Source organism: Desulfosoma profundi (genome assembly GCF_055387865.1).
In genome coordinates, this window is record NZ_AP042420.1 from 1,042,891 (window position 1) to 1,064,711 (window position 21,821).

Consider the following 21,821-nt stretch of genomic DNA (forward strand, 5'->3'; position numbering starts at 1 on the left):
GTGACATCACAAGGAGGCAGCCCATGAACACGCATCGCAAGGCATTCCAGGCGATGGCGACGGTGATCATGACCCTCGCCGTTTTCGGCTTCACTCCAGCCTGGGGGGCGGACCCCATCAAGGTCGGCGCGTTCTTTGACCTTTCGGGCCCTGCGGCGACCATCGGCACACCCACGAAACTCGTGGCCGAGATGGTGGTCAAAAAGATCAACAGCGAAGGGGGTATCAATGGGCGGCCACTGGAACTTGTCATCGGCGACACGGAAGGCGATCCCACGAAGGCCCTCTTAGTGGCCAAGCGGCTGGTGGAAAAGGACCAGGTGGCGGCCCTCATCGGCCCGACACGAACAGGCACCGGCATGGCCGTCAAGGCTTATACGGAAAAAGAACAGATCCCCGTGATCATGACCGTGGGCGGAGATCCGGTGATCGCAGGGGGTAAGTACGGTCCTTACACATGGACTTTCAAGACACCCCAGCGGACCTCCACAGCCGTGACGAAAATCTATGAATTTCTCAAGGCCAAGGGGTGGACCAAAGTCGCGGTCCTGACGGCCACGGACGGTTTCGGTAAGGACGGCTTGGAATGGCTCAAGCAGCTCGCTCCCGAGCACGGCATCCAGATCGTGGCCGACGAAGCCTTCGATGTGAACGACGCGGACATGACCGCCCAACTGGTGAAGATCAAGGCGACGCCCGCCCAGGTGATCATTTGCTGGACCATCGGGCCGGCGGGAGCGCGGGTGGCCAAAAACGTGAAACAGCTGGGCATCCCCATCCCCCTCTTCCAATGCCACGGACAACCCGATCCCAAGTATGTGGAATTGGCCGGATCGGCAGCGGAAGGCACTTTCATGCCGTCCACGAAACTCATGGTGGCCGACCAGCTCCCCGATTCCGATCCTCAGAAAGCCGTCATTCAGGAATTCATCCATCTTTACAGGGACGTGTATCAGTTCGACCGGCAATATCCCATCAACACCCATAGCGGTTATGCTTGGGATGCCATAATGATCTTGGCCAATGCCATGCGCGAGGCAGGGACGGACCGCGGCGCCCTCCGCGCGGCCATTGAACAGACTCGAGGCTACGTGGGCATCAGCGGCATCTTCAACCTCACGGCGGAAGATCACAACGGCCTCGGGGTGGATTCCTTGGTCATCGTTCAGGTCCAACAGGGCGGCTGGAAACTCGTCACCCCATGAGCTATCCCTCGCTGCACATCCTGGGCAGCCCTGGACTTGGCGGGGCAGAGCGCTTTTTCATCCGACTGGTGAACGGCTTGGCGGAAAGACAAGAAGGCATCGGGGTGGTTGTCCGGCCGAAGAGCCCCGTGCCTCGTTTTCTTGACCCTCACGTTCCGGTCCATTACGTGCCCATGAGGAACGGCTGGGACGTGATTTCTGCTTTCCGGCTTCGGGCGCTCATCCGCAAGGTTCGCTACCCCGTGGTGCAGACCTATATGGGCCGAGCCACGCGCCTCACCCGAGTTCCACGCGATTCAGGGGCCGTTCATGTCGCCAGGCTGGGCGGCTATTACAAAATCCGAGGTTATTACACGCACGCCCATGCCTGGATCGGGAACACCAAGGGCATCTGCGACTACCTCATCCGGAGCGGGCTGCCCGCCCAACGCGTGTTCCACATCCCCAATTTCGTCCCTCCGCCGAGTCCGGTTCCGCAAGAAACCCTCGTACGCCTCCGGGTCCAGTGGCAGATTCCCGATGACGCCCGTGTTGTCTTTTCCCTGGGGCGCTTTGTAGCCAAGAAAGGTTTCGACGATCTGCTGTCTGCATTTTCTCTCCTCCTTGAATCCTTTTCGAAGAGCCCCGTGGTGTTGGTGGTGGCCGGGGACGGCCCGGACAGACATGAGCTCCATAACCAGTGCCGTGCCCTGGGCCTGAGCCCCCACGTCCGCTGGGTCGGCTGGCAGGACGATCCAGCACCGTTTTTCGCCTTGAGTCACGTCTTTGTCTGCCCATCCCGCCATGAACCTCTCGGCAACGTGATTCTGGAGGCGTGGAGCCATGCCGTGCCGGTGGTATCCACGCAGACGATGGGCGCCGTGGAGCTTATTGAAGCCGACACGACCGGGCTGCTGACGCCTGTGTCAGACCCGGTGGCTTTGGCGCAGTCTATCCGTCGTGTTTTGGAAGACGAAAAGCTTCGTCACGAGCTCAAAAAGAACGGTCGGACCATGGTCACCGAGTTCCTCTCCAAGGAACGCATCATCGCCCAATACGTCGAGCTCTACGAAAGGCTTGTGGGGTGATGGGCCGGACAGGAGCTTTTCCGATGGTCGAGCTGGAGCGCAGGGGTCGCACCGACCGGGCGCCATCCTCCCCTCGCTTCTTGATCATCCGACCCAGCGCCATCGGGGACGTGGTCATGGCGCTGCCCATGGCGGCCACGATCAAGCGGGCCGTGGAGAACGCTTTTGTGGCGTGGCTCGCGGAACCCCACATGGCGGATTTTCTTGAAGCCCAGCCCCACGTGGATCGCGTCCTCGTCTGGCCGAAGTCTCAATGGACAAGGCTTTTGAAATCAGGGCGCTTCACGGCATTCGCGCGAGAAGTCCATGCTTTTCATCGCCTGGTGAAGAACCTGAAAATCGACACGGCCCTGGACGCCCAAGGGCTCTTGAGAAGTCGGCTCCTTGCCGTGCTGAGCGGGGCGCCGCGTCGGATCGGGTTCGATTCCAAGGAACCGGGACGGTTTCTCATGACCGAAATCATTTCGAAAGGGCCTCGCACGCGCACCATCGCCACCGAGTACGAACACATGATGCGACATCTGGGATTTCTCGCCGACGGCTTCCCTTTGGGGATCACCATACCCGAGACCGACGCCGCCCGGGCCCGACGGCTTGTAACCCAAGGGATCGGCTCCCGGAGTTATGCCGTTTTTGCGCCGTTTACCACCCGGCCGCAAAAGCACTGGGTCCCTACCCGATGGTCCGATCTGGCGCGAAAAATCGCTCAGGAATTCGGACTGTCCATTGTAGTGTTGGGCGGCCGGGAGGATCGAATCTCCGGGGATGAGCTCCTGCGGGGAAGTCCGCATGGCATCAACCTTGCCGGGCAAACCTCACTTCTGGAAACCGCCGCCGTAATCCGGGAGGCCCATCTGGTCATCGGTGTGGATACTGGGCTCACCCACATGGCCGTGGCCCTCAAACGCCCAACGGTGGCTCTTTTCGGCGCCACGTGTCCATATCTTCATACGCGCTCGGAGAACGCAGTGGTTCTTTACTACCCCATGCCCTGCTCCCCATGTCGACGCCGACCTTTGTGCCGGAATGCTTTTCCCTGCATGGCGGCCATCAGCGAAGATGACGTCATGAACGCGGCCCGTCGACTCGTGGACGCCTCGGCAGAATGCCGCTGTGTTTTCAATGAACGCCACAGCATCCGACTTTGAAATGGATCGGACCCCTCCGACATCGACTCCCGCCAAGGCCGTCCAACCCATGCGCGTGCTCCACTTGGAAACCGGCCGCCATTTATACGGGGGAGCCTACCAAGTGCTCCTGCTCATCAAAGGATTGGCGGGGGCAGGAGTGAAAAACATCCTGTGCGCTCCCAAGAACAGTGCCATCGCTCGGGAGGCTTCGCCATATGCCGAACTCGCCTTATTTGACACCGCGGGCGAATTGGACCCTCGGATGCCCCTGGCTTTTTGGCAGGCCGTGCGTCTGTGGCGGCCTCATCTCGTGCATGCCCACAGCCGACGCGGTGCAGATTGGTGGGGAGGCATCATCGGGGGGGCATCGCGCGTCCCTGCTGTGATCACGAGACGGGTGGACAACCCGGAACCCCCGGCTCTCGCCCGTGTGAAGTATGGATTTTACCGGCGCGTCATTGCCATCTCGACGGCCATCGCCCAGGTCCTGCAACTCGAAGGGATCAGGGCCGAAAAAATCCGGATCATCCGAAGCTGTATCGAGCCGAATCGTTTTGCTGGACCGTACGGCCGGCAAGAGCTCCTGCAAGACCTTGGGTTGCCTCCAAAAAGCCGCCTCATCGGCACAGTGGCCCAGCTCATTCCGAGGAAAGGCCATGCTCAGCTCATCGACGTCGCTCCAGGCATCGTTGCGCGGCATCCCGAGGCGCAGTTTTGCTTTTTTGGTCAAGGCCCCCTTTGGAATGCATTGGCTCAGAGGGCGCGCCACCGGGGCGTCTCCGACCATGTCCATTTTTTCGGTTTCCGCCGGGACATGGACAAGATCTTTCCTCGCCTTGAACTGCTCGTCCATCCCGCATCCCTTGAGGGTCTCGGGGTGTGCCTTCTGGAAGCGGCCGCAGCAGGGGTCCCCATCGTGGCGTGTCGAGCCGGGGGAATCCCTGAGGTTGTCCACCACGGGGTCAACGGGCTCTTGGTCCCCCTCGGAAACCTCTCCGAGCTTCAGGCCGCCGTCCTATGGATGCTGGATCACCCTGAAGCCGCACAGCATATGGGGACAAACGGGCGCGAGCTGGTCCACCGGCACTTTTCCCCTGAAACCATGGTCCGGCGGTATCTCAGTGTCTATGAAGAAATCCTCGAGGTCTCGTAATCATGGCGCGACACGATGAGCAGCCCCAGAATCGTCCCCAGATCGTTTACTTGTCCAGAGCGCGCCTCCACCGGCCTCGAGCTAACGTCATTCAAACGGTAAAGACGGTGGAAGGGCTCGCCCGTATCGGCGTTTCCGTGGAGCTGCACCTTCCCCCTTGGAACGACAAACGCACGCTGGACGACATCCTCCGCCGTCTGGGCGTGAGCACTCCGATAGGAATTCAGGGACACAGCGGCCTGCGGTCGTTTTGGAAACCCTTGGCCTTCGCCCCTTACTTTTGGCGCCGTAAGGATGTCTTGCGGAAAACCCCTGCGGTGTATACCCGATCCGTCGACCTCAGCCTGGCTCTTCTGAAGCACGGTATCCCCCACAGCTTTGAAATCCACGACATGGAGGCCCTCAAACATCGAGGCTTTCTTAAGACGCTCGTGGCAGGGCATCTCAACGGCCTGATCCGTCATTTTTTCCCCATCAGCCACGCCGCCGCGCAAGGTCTTGTGGAATACGGCGTGGATCCTCGCCGCATTCACGTGTGTCCCTGCGGAGCAGACCTCGCCATGTTCGAAAACATCGCCGCATGGAAGCCTTCGGGCCTCCGCCGCCCCCATGTGATGTATGTGGGGCGCATCAGCCGGGATCGAGGCCTTGGCGTCTTGGAGAAACTGGCTCAGCAGGGCTCATGTCGTGTCACGGTGGTCGGGGCGATGGATGACAGGCCCCAAACGGAGCGCATCCGGCTTGTCTCTTACGTACCGCATCACGTGATCCCCCGCTACCTGGAACAGGCAGACATCCTCGTGATGCCTTATCAGCGCAACCTCCCCCACGCCGGATCCATCAGCCCCATGAAGCTCTTTGAAGCCATGGCGGCCGGACGTCCGATCGTCGTCAGCGATCTGGAACCCATTCGGGAAATCATTCGCCACGGCGAAAACGGGTTGTGCGTCAACCCGGACGACAACGAGGCTTGGGTGGCCGCCGTGCGTTTCCTCCAGGAACACCCTCACCTCGCTGAGCGCATGGCAGCCCAGGCGAAACAAGAGGCCGAGCGCTACAGCTGGGAAAATCGGGCCAGGGTCCTTCAACACGCTCTCTTGAGCGAATATCAGGAAGCACGGTATGGCTAAAATCCCCTTCGGTGTCGATCGAAGATTTCGTCTTCCCCGGATCTGGTCCAACAGAGAATTGGAGAAAATCGCCCCTTTGTTCCATGGGGATGTGGTCAATGTAAGCGCCTGGAAAGACGAGGACAAGGAGGGACGTCATTATCGCGACTATTTCTCCCACGCCGCATCCTATGGATTGACGAATTGGAGGAGTGAAGCCCGCGGTTTCCAGAATGGGCCCAACGAAATTTTCCTCGACCTGGAACAGGATCTGCCCCGCGAACTGATCGGTCGGTTTGATGTGGTCTTCAATCACACCACCCTGGAACACATCTACCACGTGCATCAAGCTTTCAAGAACCTCTGCCTCCTGTCCCGGGATATTGTCATCGTGTGCGTTCCGTTCCTGCAACCCTATCATTCCGACTACGGAGATTACTGGCGGTTTTCTCCCCTTGCCTTGAAACGCCTTTACCAAGACAACGGGTTTCAGGTGCTGTATCTGAGCTGGAACAAGCACAGGATGAGTTCCGTCTATGTGTTCGCCGTGGGATCCAGGCATCCGGAACGCTGGAGGGCTCATTTTGGCGAAATGCCGCCTTTGGATGAAAGCCTGTGGCATCAAGAATCGGGTATCGGCTATAGTGCTGTGCCGAATCTCATCCATCGGCTAGGGAAATACCCGAGGCGTTGGCTGAAAAAGTTGGGATCAATCATTTGAGGGATAGTCTTTGCGGTGGAGTTTATCGGCGGATGTTGGATTTCGCGAGCCGGGGGCGGCCGGCGCGCCGCCGCTCTGGGGAGAAAACCGGGCCTTCACAGGCACCGGCTTTGCCGAGATCCGAGGGCTCCGGCACCTCGGCTTCAAGCCTATGACCAAAGACAGAGGTTTCTGGCAAGTTCTTCGGGAACCTCAGCGACGACACCGGATCCGGTCAGTCCGGGGGATGTAGGATTCGACTGGAAAAACCGAAGGAAAAGCGAATCGGCCTTTAGAAATGAACCTTCAATCCGTGAAACATTCGCAGTTGTTGGACAAGGTCGCGGTTTCAGCCCTGTACGCTTTTGCTTTTACGGCGTTATTGAGCACTACGGCGGCCACGGCGGCCCTGTGGGTTTTGGTCGGACTCTATATCCTCAAGGCGCCTCGAGATGGATTCCACCGTGCTCGATGGCTTTTCCTCCCGTGGGCCGCCCTGCTCGGCTGCCTTGCCCTGAGGACCGCCGTGGGGGCCTTCGACCGGCCGGAATGGGCCGGATACCATCTGGACGGATTTTGGGGATGGTCGCGGCTCTTGCTGTTTCCCGTCATCGCATGGTGGTGCCGGGGGAATGAGTCGATGTGCCGACGGCTGTGGGGCGTGGCATTCGCCGGCCTTCTCTTCGGTATGGCCCGTTCCATTGACGTGAAGACCTTGGAAAGTGCCTGGCAGGGGATGCGCACCGGCTTTCATCTGCGCATTGTCGCGTTTGGACTCTATGCAGGAACATTCTTGTGGGGCATCGTATGTTTCGCCCCAGAGTTTTTTCAGGTCCGCCGATTCAGGATCCTATGGATCGCCCTGTGGGGGCTTTCCCTCATCGTCTTGGGACAATCCCTTTTCTTCACTCAATCCCGAGGCGTCTTTCTGGGCTTCGGCGCTACAGCTCTCATTGTCTCGGCCGTCATCTTCTTGACCAAAGAAACTGGAAATTCCCCGTCCCTGCCCACAGCCCTCAAACGAGGGATCATCGCCTTTTGGATCCTGCTCGTCGTCATGACGCTGGTCAACCTGCCCCTTGTTGAAAAGCGGTGGAGGGAGGAAGCTGACACCTTGTCCCAATTGCACTCTTTTGACTATACCCGTCCGGCCCATGACTCCACCGGTTACCGAGCTCATCTCTATCGGTTCGCGTTGGAAGGAATCCGTGCAAGACCGGTGTGGGGCGCAGGGCCGGCCGTCTCCAAACGGTTCATTCAGGAAAGCGGCCGCGAAACCCTCAAGTCCCCGAATTGGAAAGGGGAGATGCAGTATTGGGATCACCTGCACAGCACCCCTTTGGAAATCCTCTTTCACTACGGAGCCGTAGGAGGGATCCTGTGGCTCTGGCTGTATGGAGCGCTTTTTGTCGGCATTCATCGCTCCTGGAAACAGGGGACGCTGAGCACCTCCATGTGGCTTTTCTCTCTCGCCTCCCTAATCTATCTCTTTTTCTGGGCACTGTTTGATTTCCGATCCTTGCACCCCGACTGGCGGTTTTTTTGGAACCTCCTTGCAGGGCTGATTGCGGCGATACCGCTGGTCGAAAGCGTGCCTGCCGTTGTGAAGGAATCGAGCCCATGACTGGGGAGCACGAAAGCCGCAAAGCCCGCATAGGTGTGGTCACGTTTTCGGCCGGCGACGGCGGCAACGATCGGATGTTGGTCCGTCTGGCCCGCGGCTTGAACGACCACGGCTGTGCGGTCGACTTCATCACACGGACCGCCCAGGCTCCTTACCTCGCAGAGCTGCCCACTGGTGTGCGCCGCATCGTTCTCCACGAAAAATCGGTTAGAGATCGAACGCATGCTCTGTACCGTTATGTACGCCACAATCAACCGGATGTTTTGCTTTCCGGGAAGAGGAGTGACCAAGAAACGGTGAAAGCGGTCCGCATGGCCCAGGCGCCCACTCGAGTGTTCTTTCGGGTCGGCACAACACTTTCCGCACGCAATGAGAACCAAGGTCTTCTGAAAAATTGGTGGCGGATGCGGCGGATGCGCCGCCTCTTTCCCCAAGCCGATGGGATCATCGCCGTCTCTTACGGGGTTGCCCGCGACGTTCAACGACTCCTCGGGATTCCCTCGGAAAGGATCCACGTAGTGGCCAACCCTGTGGTCACCCCCGAGATGCTGACGGCCACACCGCCTCCCCCTCGGCATCCCTTCTATACTTCACCCCGGGAAGCCCCCGTCATCATGGGCATGGGCGGACTCCGTCACGCCAAGGATTTTCCCACGCTTCTTCGAGCGTTTGCCATGGTGGTGCGCTCCCGACCGGCACGTTTGATTATCCTCGGCAAAGGCCGCCTTCTGGAAAACCTGAAGGCTCTCAGTCGATCTTTGGCCGTTGAACGATGGACGGATTTCCCCGGGTTCGTGGAAAACCCCTATGGTTATTTGGCCCATGCGGACCTTTTTGTCCTGTCCTCCTTGTGGGAAGGATCCCCCAACGTGTTGACGGAAGCCCTGGCCATGGGCACCCCCGTGGTCGCCACGGATTGTCCCAGCGGCCCCCGGGAAATCCTCCAAAATGGGTATTACGGCCGGCTCGTCCCGTGCGGTGACCCTCAGGCCATGGCCCAGGCGATTTTGGAGGCTCTGGAAAACCGTCCCGATCCCTCTTTCTTGAAACAGGCGGTCGTCCGGTACACGCTTCAGGCCAGTATCCGTCAGCACCTCATGGCTTTCGGGCTTCTACGGGGCGAACACACCCAAACGTCGGATTCCCCCGCGGGAGAACGATGGAACCCAACGGAGCGGCCATGAAAAGACAGAAAACACCCTGGCGGCTCGCCCTCTTTTTGGCCACGTCCGGCCACAGCGGCGTGGACCGCATCATGAAAAACTTCATCGCCGAATTGGGAACGAAGCCTGTGGAGGTGGACCTCCTGCAGGTGGAAGGTCACGGACCGCACCTTGAGGCTTTGCCGGAAAACGTTCGGCCCATCCGGCTGGGAACCCGCCACGTTCAGTCGAGTCTCTTTCGACTGGCCAATTACTTGCGCACCGTTCGCCCCGATGCCCTTTTGTGCGATAAAGACCGCGTCAACCGGACGGCGGTGCTCGCCGCCGCCCTGGCAGGTTTTGAAGGACGTCTTGTCGTACGCGTCGGCACCACGGTCTCCAAGAACCTCCAACGACGCGGGGCTCTTCATCGCTTGATGCAGTATTGGAGCATCCGGCACCTGTACCGCAAAGCCGGTGCGGTGGTCGTCCCCTCTCACGGGGCGGCTGAAGACCTGAAATCCCTAGCGCCTTTCCCGCCGGGCTTTGTCCGCGTGCTTCCGTCTCCGGTGGTTTCCGAACACATTGTCGCCTTGGGGCGGCAGCCCGTCCACCATCCTTGGTTCGCTCCCGGAGAACCCCCGGTCGTCCTAGGGGCCGGGGAACTTTGCGAACGCAAGGATTTCGCCACCCTCATCCGTGCCTTCGCGGAGGTGAGAAAACAAAGGCCGTGCCGTCTGGTGATTCTCGGCAAAGGGAAAAAAAGGATGGCGCTGGAAAAGCTTGCCGAGGACTTAGGGGTCGCCGACCAGGTATGGTTCCCGGGCTTTGTCCAAAACCCCTACGCCTACATGGCCAAAGCCGGCGTTTTTGTGCTCTCGTCCACATGCGAAGGCCTTCCTGTGGTCCTCATGGAAGCCATGGCTGTGGGAACCCCTGTGGCCGCCACGGACTGCCCCAGCGGCCCGCGGGAAATTCTGGACAATGGCAAACTGGGCCCTTTGGCGCCCATGAAAGCTCCGGATAAGCTGGCCGAAGCCGTCATCCAGGTGCTCGAACATCCGCCGGACAGACAGGCGTTGAAGGCCGCCGTCGCCCCATATCATGTCCGCCAAGCCACGGAAGCTTACCTGAGGGTCCTAGGCTATGACGACGACGGGCAGGTCTTGTAAGCACGCGAGGATCTTGTGGATTGCCGAAAACCCATTGCGCTTTTTCTCTCTTTTTCCGGACAGGGCGGCGTCGAGCGCATGATGCTGCACCTGGCGGAGGGTCTTCAACATCTCTACAGCCCTCTGGAAATCTTAGCCGTCAAAACGCGCAGCCGATATCTGCACAGCCTGGATTCCCCTGTGCCCGTGAGGTCGTTGGGAGTGAACCACACGTGGCAAAGCCTTCCGCGATTGGCCCTGTACCTGAGGCAGACCCGACCGGCAGCCCTTCTTGCAGCCAAGGATCGGGCCAATCAGGTCGCCGTCGTCGCCCGGGCTTTGGCTCGGGTCCCAACCCGAATCGTCTTGCGACTGGGAACCACCACATCGGCGGCCATCGCCCATAAATCGAGAGTGCACAAAGCCGCGTGGGCTGTGCCCATTCGATACCTCTACCCCCGGGCCGATGCCGTCGTGGCCGTCTCCCAAGGGGTGGCGGAAGATCTGCGTCGTATTCTCGGCCGTTCCCTTGATTCCTTGGTGGTCATTCCAAACCCCGTGATTTCTCCGCGCCTTTTTGCGCTGGCGGACCAACCCGTGGGGCATCCGTGGTTTGAAGACAAAAAAACGCCGGTCGTGGTCGGCATGGGAAGGCTCACCACTCAAAAGGACTTTCCCACGCTCATCCGCGCTTTTGAAAAGGTGCGACAGACGAGGCCGTGCCGGCTTGTCGTCCTCGGGGAAGGATCGCACCGTCGGAGGCTCGAAGAGCTGACCCGAATGCTTCACCTGGCCGACGACGTTTTCTTGGCGGGTTTTCTTCCCAATCCCTATCCTTACCTGAAAAACGCGGCCGTTTTTGTGCTCTCCTCCATTTGGGAGGGATCCCCGAACGCCCTGACGGAAGCCATGGCCTTGGGAACACCCGTCGTGGCCACCGACTGTCCCAGCGGCCCTCGGGAAATCCTTCAAGACGGTGCGGTCGCCCCTCTGGTCCCCATGAAAGACCCGGAAACCCTGGCCGACGCGATCTTGCGCGTGCTGGACAACCCTCCGGAGCCTCAGCGGCTTCAGGCGGCCGTCGCAGCCTACACCATGGAAAACAGCGCCCGGCATTATTTGGCCGTCCTGCTGGGCTTAGGGGATCATCACACCGAGGCGATTCGATCGATGCCGAAAATTTTTTGACCCGGGCGGCTCATTGGGAGGATCCCGCGCCATGCTTCTTTCTCCGAAATACCGGTTCTTGTTCGTTCACATTCCGAAGACAGGCGGAACAAGCGTCCGTGTGGCCTTACGGGGCTACAAATGGAAAGACCCCTATCGAATTCCTCTTTTTCTGTGCAGTCGCTTAAGTGCCCTCTTCGGCCATCGACTGGCTTGCAAACTCCCCCGACATGCCAAAATCGTGGCCGCCAAGGAAATGCTCCCTCGGGAGTTCTTCGACAGCCTGTTCAAATTCGCCTTTGTGCGAAACCCGTGGGATCTTCAGGTAAGCTCCTATCATCACATCCGGCGTGAGCGCCCGCATCTTCTCCACGGCATCGATTCTTTCTCGGAATTCCTGAGATACAAACTCAACCCTGACCGCCCCTATGTCTTTCACCTCGATGTCTCCATAGAACGCCAGTCGGACTACCTTGTGGATCTCGACGGCTCCATCTTGACGGATTTCATCGGGCGATACGAAAACTTGGCAGAGGACTTTCGGGAAGCATGTCGCAGGATCGGCATCCGCCCTCCCTCGCTCCCTCATAAAAGGAAAGCCCAGGATCGGCGGGATTATCGAGCCTATTACACCGATGAGACGGCGGAACTGGTGGCCCGCCATTACCGACGGGATATCGAGTTATTTGGCTACCGGTTCGACCCTGATTGATGAGGCTGCTGGGAAGAATCCTCGAAGGGAATCATCCGGCCGGTTCCGAAAACCGTCGATCCCTTTCTCATGCCCCGCGATCCCGGGGATTATCCCGAGCGGGCCCCCATCGGGGGATGGGAGCCCTTGTCCAGGCACGACTGAGGCAGGGAAAGGTCGGGGCACTAAGCCGGCGGCCTTTAGGATCCCATGGCTTCGAGTTGCTCCCAAACGGCATCGGCCAGTCCGATGGAATGGGTCGCCTCGAACAATCGGACGGCTTCTTCGTACGCGTGGGCTGTGATGCGTTCTTTGTATTCCGGCGCAATGGTGTTGAGCTTGGCGGCAAAGACCTTGTTCGCATTTTTGATGTTGCCGCCGACGTTGCCCGTCTCGACCGCCCAAACCCACATTTCCTGCCAGAGGTCATCGGGGATGCCGCGATAGGGCCGTTTGACATAGCCTTTTTCCGGCGTGGTGATGGCGTTGCCGTTTTGATTCATGGCAAACCCAAAGGATACGTTTTGCCATAGGGTGCCGACGTTGCCCTTGCGGATGCCGTAGTTGATAAAGGAGGTGATTTTCTCCAGAGAAGTTCCCGTGATGCCGTGTTGCGCGATATCCACGTCCCAAGGTTGAATGGCCTTCCAGATTTCCAGGGTGAGATCCAATTGGATCCCTTCTTGGGCCGTACCGAAATAAGTGCCGTGAATGGAGCCGTTGTTGATGGCCAACAGATCCGGATGCACCCCGTTTTTCACCAGATTGCCAATGAACCATTCCGCTTCGTCGGGCCGAGTGAACCCTTCGGCACTGCCGCTTTTGGCACCGATTTCCCCCAATTCCACCTCGAGACTCAGTCCCGCCTCGATGATAGGGCGGGCCAGTTCGGTGGTGGCGGCCAAATTCAGTTCGTTCTCCATATGGGAGGCATCAATGGCAAAGGAGGTATATCCGGCCTCCATTTCGGCTGCAATGAGAGCCCGGACAGGATCCCTGTCTTCCATCTTTTTGACGGTGATGTGATCCCCGTGAATGGCGAACGGCACACGCGTGTTGCCCAGCCTCTCGTTTTCCTTCACAATGAAATCTACGAAGGATGCGGGGGTAAATTCGGTGTAGGTGAGTTCCGACTTGGCGATTTCATACATCACCGGCGCCTGGGTCGCCATGGAGGCGCGGACGATACCCTCCACGGGCAGACGACAGCGAATGTTGGTGGCCATGATCATGCCCTTGTGCTTCTTCGCAGCCTGAAGCAGCGCCTTGCCGTTGACCAGGGGCACGATGGACTGGGGAAATCTCTTCTTGACGTTTTCGGGACGATAATCTTTCCATGCCATGGTGGATGCTCCTTTGCTCATGAAGTGTTGTCGTGGGAAGGTGCCTTCTTCTATAGAAAATCCTCAACCAAAGCGCAAGTTTTGCCGGAAGGAACCCAACGGGTTATGGACGATCGGGAAACCGCGGGCCTCAAAGCCACGCTGCGCCAACAGTTCCTCACGGGAACCGCAGGTTCCCTCATGTCTTTTTTTCTGGACACGAAAGCGGGAAAAATCGCGGAACGACTGCGCCGGTTGAGCGTTTATCGAAACGCTCGATGCGTTTTGGTGCCACCGACCCAATTTTATCGACAAACGGCCTTAAATGTCCTTTTGGACGGCAAGCGACTGGTGTACTCCAGCCCCAAAATGCAAAAGGGCTTCTTTCTTGTGGACCCCGGGAAAATCCCTCCCGCTCAAAAGGCTGCCGCCGCCGCTTTCCGGTCCCCAAACCCCTGGGCCCGCAGGATCGCTCACCGGTCCCACGAAAAGGTCCACGTGGATCTTGTGGTCATCCCGTGCGTGGCGGCGGCCCGGGATGGCGGCCGTCTCGGAGACGGATCAGGCCTTGTGGATCTCCAATTGGCCTGTTTGCAGACATTGGGCTGGCTGCATCCCGGAACGACTCTGATCGGTGTTGTTCCCGAAACCCACGTTGTGGACTCGATCCCCATGAAATCCACGGATGTCCGCGTTCACTGGATCGTGACCGAACATGCGGCTTTCCGGACCACCTGGCAAGAGGAACCACGAGCGCTTATTATATGGACAATGCTGGACGCACAAACCACGCGCCGAAACGACGTTCTTTTCTTTCTCAAAGGGGAGGCGTAAACGTCTTTTGCTTGCAGGTTGCCGTGAGTTCGTCTATGTGAGCGGATCGACGCATGTGCCCAGTGACAGACTTCGAGGCGAAAAAGGATAGTGCGTGACTATGGACTTCGGAAAGAATAGGACAGTGGTTCGCAGAACGGGACGCCCATGGATTTCGGCGGCGGTCCTCGCCGCGCTGCTCGTTGTCCTCCCAGGACTTTCCCCTGCCGAAGAAAAGACGTGGACGGCCCAGGTGGTGAAGTATCCGTACAACCTGGAATCGGAAACGGTGGTGGGAAAACCTCGCCTTCACCAAGTCAAACAGGGAGAGTCCCTTCTGGACATCGCCCGCACCTACGGCCTAGGCTTCAATGAAATGGCGCTTCTCTATCCCCGACTGGACCCGTGGCTCCCGCCCAAACAAAAGAGTCTCATCGTGCCCACCACGTGGATTCTCCCTCCGACACGGCTGGAAGAACTGGTGATCAACGTCCCGGAACTCCGATTGTACTTTTTCGACAAGAAATCCCGGACCGTGCAAACCTATCCCATCGGGATCGGAGACGAAGGCTGGGAAACGCCTTTGGGAATCGGATATATCGCCGAAAAAAGACCGAATCCTGCGTGGTACATCCCCGAATCGCTGCAGGCGAAGTACGGCATGAAGGTCATGCCCCCGGGCCCGGGAAATCCTTTAGGGGAATACATGATGAAACTATCCTTGGGGCCCTATGGGATTCATGGGACGCATATGCCGTGGGGTGTCGGGCGGCTGGTGAGTCATGGCTGCATCCGGTGTTATCCGGAACATATCCGCATCCTCTACCCTCAGGTGGCCGTAGGCACCCGGATTGAAATTATTTACGAACCTTTGAAGATCGGGCTGAAAGGCGGCCGGGTGTATGTGGAAGCCCACCCCGATGTGTACGGAAAGATCGCCGATTACACGCGCTATGCCATGGAAAAACTGGACCGCTCCCCATGGGCGTCCAAAGTCGACCGCCAACGGTTTGCTCTCGCCGTGCGCCTCCAAAACGGTGTCCCCACCGATGTGGGCACCGTGGATGCCGCTCCGCCCACCACCTTGGTGGAAGAGGCCGGTCGAGGGAAGAATGTTCTTGATTTTGGCAGAAACGCTTTCTAAAATCTGCGCTCGTAAAGTGCGAGGAGTTGGTTTCTGGGTTTTCAAACATTTTAAAAGGAGGAAAGAGTCATGAAAAGGGTACTGGCGGTTGTTTTTGTTCTCGCACTGTGCACATCGGTTTTGGGCGGGTGCGCCAGCCAGAGCGCTGTCAAGCAGCTCCAGGCTCAGCAAGACCAGATGATGCAACGGCTCAACACTCTGGAAAAGGCCCAAGCCGGCAATGTGCAGGCCTGTGAAAATGCGGCTCGCCGTGCCGAAGCTGCCGCCGACCGTGCCGAAAAGATGGCCAATAAGGCCGAATCCATTTTCATGAAGCACATCAAGAAGTAATTCGACGGCATCCTTTACATCCTCTGACGTGAAAAAGCCGGCAATCTTGCATCGCCGGCTTTTTCTTTTATTGCTTTTTCTCCATGGTGCCAAAAACGAATTTCCCCACCAGTTCCTCCACATCGAGCGGCGGCTGGGTTTCGCGGATCCAGCCCTCCGGGGGAATAAATTCCTCAGAGGCTCCCGCGCTCACAGCAATGTATTTGTCGCCGATGATCCCCATGGTCTTGATGCTGGCGATGGCGTCTTCTTCCAATTTCACGTCCTTATGAATCCGCATGCGGACCACGGCGGCCCCTTCCTGAAGCCGGATGTCTTCCACACGCCCGATTTCCACGCCGGCCATGGTCACGGCAGCCTTTTTCTTCAGGCCCGACACATTGGAAAAACGCGCATGGACCATGTAGTCCCCGCCGCCCAAGAGATGGATGTCCCCCAAGTTGAGCGACAGGTAAGCCATGCAGACCAAGCCGATGAGGATGAACAGTCCGACGCCTGTTTCCACCGTCCACGATTGGCGATTCATCAACACCTCTCCCTGTGCGTCTTTCCCGGCATCAGCGGCCGGCTTGTTTCTTTCTCCGTGTTCCCGTCATTGACACCTCCATCCGGAGGCCCCCCAAAAGACGGTCCTCCACTCTCCGAGCCTATGGCTTAAAGCAACAGTGACGTCGCCACATAATCACTCACCAGGATGGCCACCGACGAAATCACCACAGCATCCGTGGTCGCTCGACTGACGTCTTCCGGCCCGAACCGCCCTTCATCCACCCCGGCATAAAAACCCTTGTAGGTGCAGATCCAGATGAGGAGCACGGCAAAGAGAAACGATTTGACAATGCCCATGGACACATCCACCCATTCCACAGACTTTTGCATGCCGTCCAAGTACGCCCCGGGGTTCACCCCGAGAAGGGAAACCCCCACCAGGTATCCCCCGATAATGCCCACGACGTCAAAGAAGGCCGTGAGCAACGGCAGCGCGATGAGCGAAGCCACAAAACGAGGGGAAACCAGGTAGGCGTGGGGATCGATGGCCATACATTCCAAGGCATCGATCTGTTCTTCGATGCGCATGATCCCGATTTCGGCGCAAATGGCAGACCCTGCCCGCCCGGTGACCATGAGCGCCGAAAGGACCGGCCCAATTCTCGAATGAGGCTTAAGGCGACCGCGGCGCCGAGAAGCCCTTCCGAACCGAACTTCGACAGCGTGTAATAGCCCTGCAGGCCCAACACCATTCCGGTGAAAGCCGCGGTGAAACCGATGACGAAAAAGGATTTGGTCCCAATAAAGTACACGTGGCGCACGACGCTATGGAACTTTCGCGGTGGGCGAAAGATCCCGCGAGCCGCTTCGTAGAAAAACACACCGGCCCGTCCTGTCCCTCGGACGTGATTCAGGCCCCACCGTCCCAGTTGATCCAGAAAATGGACAAATTCCGACACCTGCCGCTCCTATACCCGCCTTTTGCGGCCCACCGAAGCCAACCGCTTTTCGTAACGCTCCTGATCCACGGCCCGCTCATCCGGCCGTCTTTCCAAGAACTGACGAACTCTGGGATCCGAACTGGATCGGACGGCCTGCGGAGTGCCGGCGGCCATGATTCTTCCCGCATCCATGACCACAATCTGGTCGGCGATGCGAAAGGCACTCTCCAACTCGTGGGTGACCACGACCAAGGTCACCCCCATGGCGTGCTTGAGCTCCACGAGGAGCTCGTCCAGCCCCGCCGCGGTGATGGGATCCAAACCGGAAGACGGCTCGTCGACAAAAAGGATCTCCGGGTCCATGACCATGGCCCGCGCCAAACCCGCCCGCTTGCGCATGCCGCCGCTCAGCTGGGACGGCATGAAATCCCCGAATTCGGTCAGACCCACCTGATGGAGCTTTATGTCTGTGATGATGCGGATGGTGCTTTCCGGAAGTCGCGTGTGAACCCGCAAAGGCACAGCCAGGTTGTCCCTCACCGACAGAGAACTGAACAGCGCCCCGCCTTGAAAGAGGACTCCGATGCGCTTCCGGTACGCCTTCCATTGCGTCGCGCTGAACAGGCCGGCATCGGCGCCGTCGACGTACAAGGATCCCGGCGGGGTCGGTTTTAGGCCGATGAGGTGCCGCAGGAGGGTGCTTTTCCCGCAGCCGCTCACGCCCATGATCACCGTGACCTTGCCGGCAGGAATGCCGAACGTCACATCATGCAGGATCTGGAGGCCGCCGTAGCCGCTGTGGAGGTGTTTCACCTCGATGACGAACTTTGAGAATTCCTCTGCGCTGTCCTTAAGAGTCATGCTCTGCCATCACATTCTGCGCGTGAAGTGTCTCGTGTCTGCTGCCCGCGTTTGATCCTTCGATGCCCAGGCGCCGGCAAAACGCCGTCGCGGGATTCCACCGCTCGTGTGGACCTGAACCCATGGTTCCTTGCCGGACCCTCGTCGCTGAAGACGTTCGCCAACCGCCTTTTCAGTCTCTCTGGTTCAACAAGTTGTGGACTCGCGCCAGGCCGATGAGGCGTCGCGCAGGTTCCGTGACATCTTTGAGGCAAAACTCTGCATTCTGCCGGCTCATCGCGTTTCGCAGCTCCACGAGAAGCGCCACCCCGGCCGTGTCCATCCGCTGCACCGCGGACATCTCCACCACGAGCCGCCTCGGCCGCTTGGCCACGACATTCTTGAAAAGATACCGACGGACCTGCGGCACGGTGTCCCGGTCCACCACGTCATTCAATGAAACCGTCACCGAGCCGTCCTGATCCCAGACCACCGAAATCCCCACAAGACCTCCTCAACCCCCGGCAGCTTTCCTTGACCCTGGAAGTTCATTGCGAATATATTGGTTTGCCGTTGTGGAAAACGCAAGCCATAAAGCCGGAATCTCCAAAAGATGCCGCGTCTGCGAGGAGTTCTCATGGATACGAAAGCCTCTCTACCCGATGTGCTGACTGCAATCTATGAAAGGCGAAGCGTACGCCATTTCAGTGATGTCCCCGTGGATCGTCAAACCGTGATGGAGCTTCTTCGAGCCGCGTCCTGGGCGCCTTCGGGTCTGAACAACCAGCCCTGGCGTTTTGCCGTCGTGTGGGACGCGGCCCTGAAGGAAAGCCTGGCCGCCCTGACACGCTACAGCGCCACCCTCAAAGCCGCCGCCGTGCTCGTTCCCGTCTTTCTCGACCGGGAGACATCCTACGACTACGTCAAGGACTGTCAGGCCGTGGGAGCGGCCATTCAGAATTTCCTCTTGGCGGCTCATGCCATGGGCCTCGGTGCCGTGTGGATCGGCGAGATTTTGAAAAACAAAGACCTGGTGCGGGACCGCCTCGGACTTCCCGATCGGCTGGAACTCATGGCCGTGATCGCTCTGGGTCATCCGGCGCACCGAAAGCAGCAGTCCCACCGCCGCCCTGTGGAAGAACTGATCGTGCTCGAGCGCTAAACAAGGAGCTTTCATGATTTTGGAACAACTCGTTGTGGGCATGCTGCAGACCAACTGCTACCTCCTGGCCGATGAGGCAACGCGGCAGGCCGTCGTCATCGACCCCGGGGGCGACGCCCATAGAATCATCGGGCGCATTCAGCAGCTGGGCTTGGACCTGGTGGGCATTTTGAACACCCACGGCCACTTCGATCACGTCCTGGACGCCTGGACCTTGAAAGAAGCTCTGGGAGGGTTGATCTTTTTGCATCCCAAAGACGAACCCTTGCTCACGGACCACAAAGTGGGGCTCGGGGCTCTTTTCACGGCATTCACGGCCTCCGCCCGGTCTCCTCGAGGCAAAGTGGACGAATGGCTGGAAGAAGGCGAGGAACTCACCTTCGGGAACATCCGACTCAAGGTCATAGAAACCCCAGGCCATACGCCGGGCCATGTATCGTTCCACATGACCGACGCCCACATCCTGTTCGTGGGCGATACCCTGTTTGCGGGTTCCATCGGCCGCACGGATTTCCCGGGCGGTTCTTACACACAACTCATCCAATCCGTCAGGGAAAAGATTTTTACGTTGGGCGACGCCACACGGGTGCTCCCGGGGCACGGGCCCGAAACAACCGTGGGACGAGAGCAGCGAACGAATCCTTTCTTTTGACCGCACAGAGCATAGGAGGCGGCTCATGCGACCAAAACGACTTTCGGCTGTGGGGCTGATGATTTTCGCCATCTTGATGACGAGCGTGAGTGGATGTGCCTGGTTCAACACCCAGACTTCCTCGGGGACGCAATCCTCGACTCAGCCCGCACCCACCCCGGCGGCCGCCACGCCCAGCTTCTACGACTTTCAAGACATCCCCATCCCCAGCGAACTGGCCTTGGTGGCCAAAGAATCCACCGTTTTCCAAGGCGGGACCGTCAAGGGCGGTATGCTCACCTTCAAGGGGCGCGTGGAACCCAGTTCCGTGGTGAACTTTTTCATGGTGGGCATGGCCCGGGAAAACTGGAAGCACCGTGGGGACATTCGGTACCGCAAGTCCGTCCTTCTTTTTGAAAAACCCGACCGGTTCTGCATTATCAATATCCGGGAATCCAGCTACTACACCTACGTGGAAGTCTACGTGGTTCCCACCGCCACAGGAACCCGAAGCGGCGGTCTGGGATCCGGGGAAGACGTCCTTCGGGCTGAAAAACCGACCATCAAGAGCACGAATCTTCAGTGAACCTTATGGAAAGACTTCGAGGAAAGACCGTTCTCGTTGGGATCACCGGCGGTATCGCCGCCTACAAGGCGGCGGAACTGGTCCGCCTTTTGGTGAAATCGGGCGCCGCGGCCCAAGTCGTCATGACCCGGGCCGCCCGGCAGTTTATTACACCTTTGACCCTGCAGGCCTTGTCCGGACGGCCGGTCCTGACGGACCTCTTTGACCTGGGCCTGGAGTCGGAGATCGGTCATATCCACGCCGCCCGGTCGGCAGACCTGGTCATCGTGGCCCCGGCAACCGCCAACACCTTAGCCAAAATGGCCGCCGGCATCGCAGACGATTACCTGACCACGGTGCTCTTGGCCGTCGACGCCCCGGTGGTCGTCTGTCCGGCCATGAACCACAAGATGTACGCCCACCCCGCGACGCAGCACAATGTCGCGATGCTGAAAGGCCGAGGGGTGTGGATCGTGGAACCTGAAGCCGGTTCGCTGGCGTGCGGGGAAGAGGGTCCAGGAAGACTCGCCGACCTTTCGGTCATTGTGGAAACAGCCTGCCGGGCGCTCACCCCGCAGACCCTATGCGGCAAGCGGGTGCTCGTGAGTGCGGGACCCACGTGGGAACCTTTTGACCCGGTGCGGTTCATCACCAACCCTTCGTCCGGCAAGATGGGATTCGCTGTGGCCGTGGAGGCTTCCCGGCGCGGCGCTCACGTGGATCTTGTGACCGGCCCCACAACCCTTGCCGATCCTGCGTTCGTCACAACCCATCGGGTGACCACCGCCCGGGAAATGGAGCGGGTCGTCCGATCCTTGGCCCCGGAAGCCCACATGGTGGTCATGGCGGCGGCCGTGAGCGACTATCGTCCCGAGGACACGGCCCCGCAAAAAATCAAGAAGGGCGACGATCTTGTGGTGCGCCTCGTGCGCAACCCGGACATCCTGGCCGAGCTCGGAAAAGAGAAAAAACCGGGCCAAATCCTCGTGGGTTTCGCCGCCGAAACGGAACAATTGCTCCAAAACGCCACGGAGAAGCTCCGAAAGAAGAACCTCGATTTCATCGTCGCCAACGACCTGACCCAGCCCGGCGCGGGGTTCCGATGCGATACCAACGTGGTGAAGATCCTGGATCGTGCCGGGGCCGTCGAAGAGCTTCCCTGTTTGTCCAAGGAAGAAACCGCCCGCCGCATCATTGACCGCATAGAAGCCCGCTGGGCGTCGTGAAACGCCGTCCGGGCCTGCCGGGACATCGTTCGAGGGTGCCCCGCTGTGAAGGCGACACCGCCGACAAGGGACAAGAACCAGGAGTCCTGGCCTCCCCACGGGGCCGGCCTGTTGCCGCGGGTCATCGGGGGGGTGAGAATGATGTCGTCGATGAACGAATCCCAAACAAGCCGGACGGTTCCCGGCCCATCTGCGCCGTGCTCAACACACGCCATGGGA

General features: G+C 59.1%; 22 protein-coding genes and 1 pseudogene. 18 read left to right on the top strand and 5 right to left on the bottom strand.

The features are described 5' to 3' along the window. The first annotated feature begins 23 nt into the window (after window positions 1-23). The 11 genes from ACZ5K9_RS04610 (at window position 24) to ACZ5K9_RS04660 (ending at window position 12,160) form a co-directional block, all read left to right on the top strand. Window positions 24-1,205 carry an ABC transporter substrate-binding protein gene (locus ACZ5K9_RS04610; RefSeq protein ID WP_464273246.1) on the top strand — a complete coding sequence of 394 codons (1,182 nt, stop codon included), beginning with the start codon at window positions 24-26 and terminating at the stop codon, window positions 1,203-1,205. Beyond that, window positions 1,202-2,272 (top strand): glycosyltransferase, encoded by a 1,071-nt coding sequence (locus ACZ5K9_RS04615; protein ID WP_464273247.1) that lies wholly within the window; start codon window positions 1,202-1,204, stop codon window positions 2,270-2,272. Before ACZ5K9_RS04610 ends, ACZ5K9_RS04615 begins: the two co-directional genes overlap by 4 nt. Window positions 2,273-2,295: 23 nt before the next feature. After that, on the top strand, window positions 2,296-3,420 hold the full coding sequence (locus tag ACZ5K9_RS04620; protein ID WP_464273248.1) for a glycosyltransferase family 9 protein: 1,125 nt from the start codon (window positions 2,296-2,298) through the stop codon (window positions 3,418-3,420). Between the two features lie 49 nt (window positions 3,421-3,469). Then, entirely contained in the window at window positions 3,470-4,555 is a 1,086-nt protein-coding gene (locus tag ACZ5K9_RS04625) for a glycosyltransferase family 4 protein (RefSeq protein ID WP_464273249.1), read from the top strand. Between the two features lie 2 nt (window positions 4,556-4,557). Beyond that, entirely contained in the window at window positions 4,558-5,685 is a 1,128-nt protein-coding gene (locus ACZ5K9_RS04630; RefSeq protein WP_464273250.1) for a glycosyltransferase, read from the top strand. Next, window positions 5,678-6,385, top strand: coding sequence for a class I SAM-dependent methyltransferase (locus tag ACZ5K9_RS04635; RefSeq protein WP_464273251.1), 708 nt, complete (start codon window positions 5,678-5,680; stop codon window positions 6,383-6,385). Before ACZ5K9_RS04630 ends, ACZ5K9_RS04635 begins: the two co-directional genes overlap by 8 nt. A gap of 292 nt (window positions 6,386-6,677) precedes the next feature. Further along, window positions 6,678-7,988: an O-antigen ligase family protein gene (locus tag ACZ5K9_RS04640; protein WP_464273252.1), complete on the top strand. Its 1,311-nt coding sequence runs from the start codon at window positions 6,678-6,680 to the stop codon at window positions 7,986-7,988. After that, a complete protein-coding gene (locus tag ACZ5K9_RS04645) occupies window positions 7,985-9,172 on the top strand; it encodes a glycosyltransferase (RefSeq protein WP_464273253.1) in 1,188 nt (395 codons plus the stop codon). Before ACZ5K9_RS04640 ends, ACZ5K9_RS04645 begins: the two co-directional genes overlap by 4 nt. Next, entirely contained in the window at window positions 9,169-10,302 is a 1,134-nt protein-coding gene (locus tag ACZ5K9_RS04650; protein ID WP_464273254.1) for a glycosyltransferase, read from the top strand. The genes ACZ5K9_RS04645 and ACZ5K9_RS04650 overlap by 4 nt, the downstream gene beginning before the upstream one ends. A 15-nt stretch (window positions 10,303-10,317) precedes the next feature. Next, a complete protein-coding gene (locus tag ACZ5K9_RS04655; RefSeq protein WP_464273255.1) occupies window positions 10,318-11,469 on the top strand; it encodes a glycosyltransferase in 1,152 nt (383 codons plus the stop codon). Window positions 11,470-11,500: 31 nt separating this feature from the next. After that, the gene (locus ACZ5K9_RS04660) at window positions 11,501-12,160 is read left to right on the top strand and encodes a sulfotransferase family 2 domain-containing protein (protein ID WP_464273256.1); all 660 of its coding nucleotides are present in this window, start codon (window positions 11,501-11,503) and stop codon (window positions 12,158-12,160) included. Window positions 12,161-12,339: 179 nt separating this feature from the next. On the opposite strand, the gene ACZ5K9_RS04665 is transcribed toward ACZ5K9_RS04660, so the two are convergent. Then, on the bottom strand, window positions 12,340-13,482 hold the full coding sequence (locus ACZ5K9_RS04665) for a class II fructose-bisphosphate aldolase (protein ID WP_464273257.1): 1,143 nt from the start codon (window positions 13,480-13,482) through the stop codon (window positions 12,340-12,342). Window positions 13,483-13,587: 105 nt separating this feature from the next. Here ACZ5K9_RS04665 and ACZ5K9_RS04670 point away from each other — a divergent pair, with 105 nt between their 5' ends. The 3 genes from ACZ5K9_RS04670 (at window position 13,588) to ACZ5K9_RS04680 (ending at window position 15,748) form a co-directional block, all read left to right on the top strand. Then, window positions 13,588-14,295: a 5-formyltetrahydrofolate cyclo-ligase gene (locus ACZ5K9_RS04670; protein WP_464273258.1), complete on the top strand. Its 708-nt coding sequence runs from the start codon at window positions 13,588-13,590 to the stop codon at window positions 14,293-14,295. Between the two features lie 124 nt (window positions 14,296-14,419). Continuing rightward, on the top strand, window positions 14,420-15,418 hold the full coding sequence (locus ACZ5K9_RS04675; protein WP_464273259.1) for a L,D-transpeptidase family protein: 999 nt from the start codon (window positions 14,420-14,422) through the stop codon (window positions 15,416-15,418). A 69-nt stretch (window positions 15,419-15,487) separates the two neighbouring features. After that, the gene (locus ACZ5K9_RS04680) at window positions 15,488-15,748 is read left to right on the top strand and encodes a hypothetical protein (RefSeq protein WP_464273260.1); all 261 of its coding nucleotides are present in this window, start codon (window positions 15,488-15,490) and stop codon (window positions 15,746-15,748) included. A 67-nt stretch (window positions 15,749-15,815) separates the two neighbouring features. Here ACZ5K9_RS04680 and mlaD read toward each other — a convergent pair whose 3' ends face one another. The 4 genes and pseudogenes from mlaD to ACZ5K9_RS04700 all read right to left on the bottom strand — a co-directional run bounded on the left by mlaD (window position 15,816) and on the right by ACZ5K9_RS04700 (window position 18,523). Further along, window positions 15,816-16,274: an outer membrane lipid asymmetry maintenance protein MlaD gene (gene mlaD / locus ACZ5K9_RS04685; RefSeq protein WP_464273261.1), complete on the bottom strand. Its 459-nt coding sequence runs from the start codon at window positions 16,272-16,274 to the stop codon at window positions 15,816-15,818. 128 nt (window positions 16,275-16,402) lie between these two features. Then, window positions 16,403-17,196: pseudogene (locus tag ACZ5K9_RS04690) on the bottom strand (MlaE family ABC transporter permease). A gap of 9 nt (window positions 17,197-17,205) precedes the next feature. Then, window positions 17,206-18,039, bottom strand: a complete 834-nt coding sequence (locus ACZ5K9_RS04695; RefSeq protein ID WP_464273262.1) for an ABC transporter ATP-binding protein — start codon at window positions 18,037-18,039, stop codon at window positions 17,206-17,208. A gap of 172 nt (window positions 18,040-18,211) precedes the next feature. Then, a complete protein-coding gene (locus ACZ5K9_RS04700; protein ID WP_464273263.1) occupies window positions 18,212-18,523 on the bottom strand; it encodes an STAS domain-containing protein in 312 nt (103 codons plus the stop codon). A 132-nt stretch (window positions 18,524-18,655) separates the two neighbouring features. Here ACZ5K9_RS04700 and ACZ5K9_RS04705 point away from each other — a divergent pair, with 132 nt between their 5' ends. The 4 genes from ACZ5K9_RS04705 to coaBC are packed head-to-tail and all read left to right on the top strand — an operon-like array spanning window position 18,656 to window position 21,602. Next, window positions 18,656-19,180, top strand: a complete 525-nt coding sequence (locus ACZ5K9_RS04705; RefSeq protein ID WP_464273264.1) for a nitroreductase family protein — start codon at window positions 18,656-18,658, stop codon at window positions 19,178-19,180. Window positions 19,181-19,193: 13 nt separating this feature from the next. Then, window positions 19,194-19,832, top strand: coding sequence for an MBL fold metallo-hydrolase (locus tag ACZ5K9_RS04710; protein WP_464273265.1), 639 nt, complete (start codon window positions 19,194-19,196; stop codon window positions 19,830-19,832). Window positions 19,833-19,857: 25 nt separating this feature from the next. Next, on the top strand, window positions 19,858-20,397 hold the full coding sequence (locus tag ACZ5K9_RS04715) for a hypothetical protein (protein ID WP_464273266.1): 540 nt from the start codon (window positions 19,858-19,860) through the stop codon (window positions 20,395-20,397). A 5-nt stretch (window positions 20,398-20,402) separates the two neighbouring features. Next, on the top strand, window positions 20,403-21,602 hold the full coding sequence (coaBC, locus tag ACZ5K9_RS04720) for a bifunctional phosphopantothenoylcysteine decarboxylase/phosphopantothenate--cysteine ligase CoaBC (protein WP_464273267.1): 1,200 nt from the start codon (window positions 20,403-20,405) through the stop codon (window positions 21,600-21,602). Window positions 21,603-21,821: the final 219 nt, after the last annotated feature.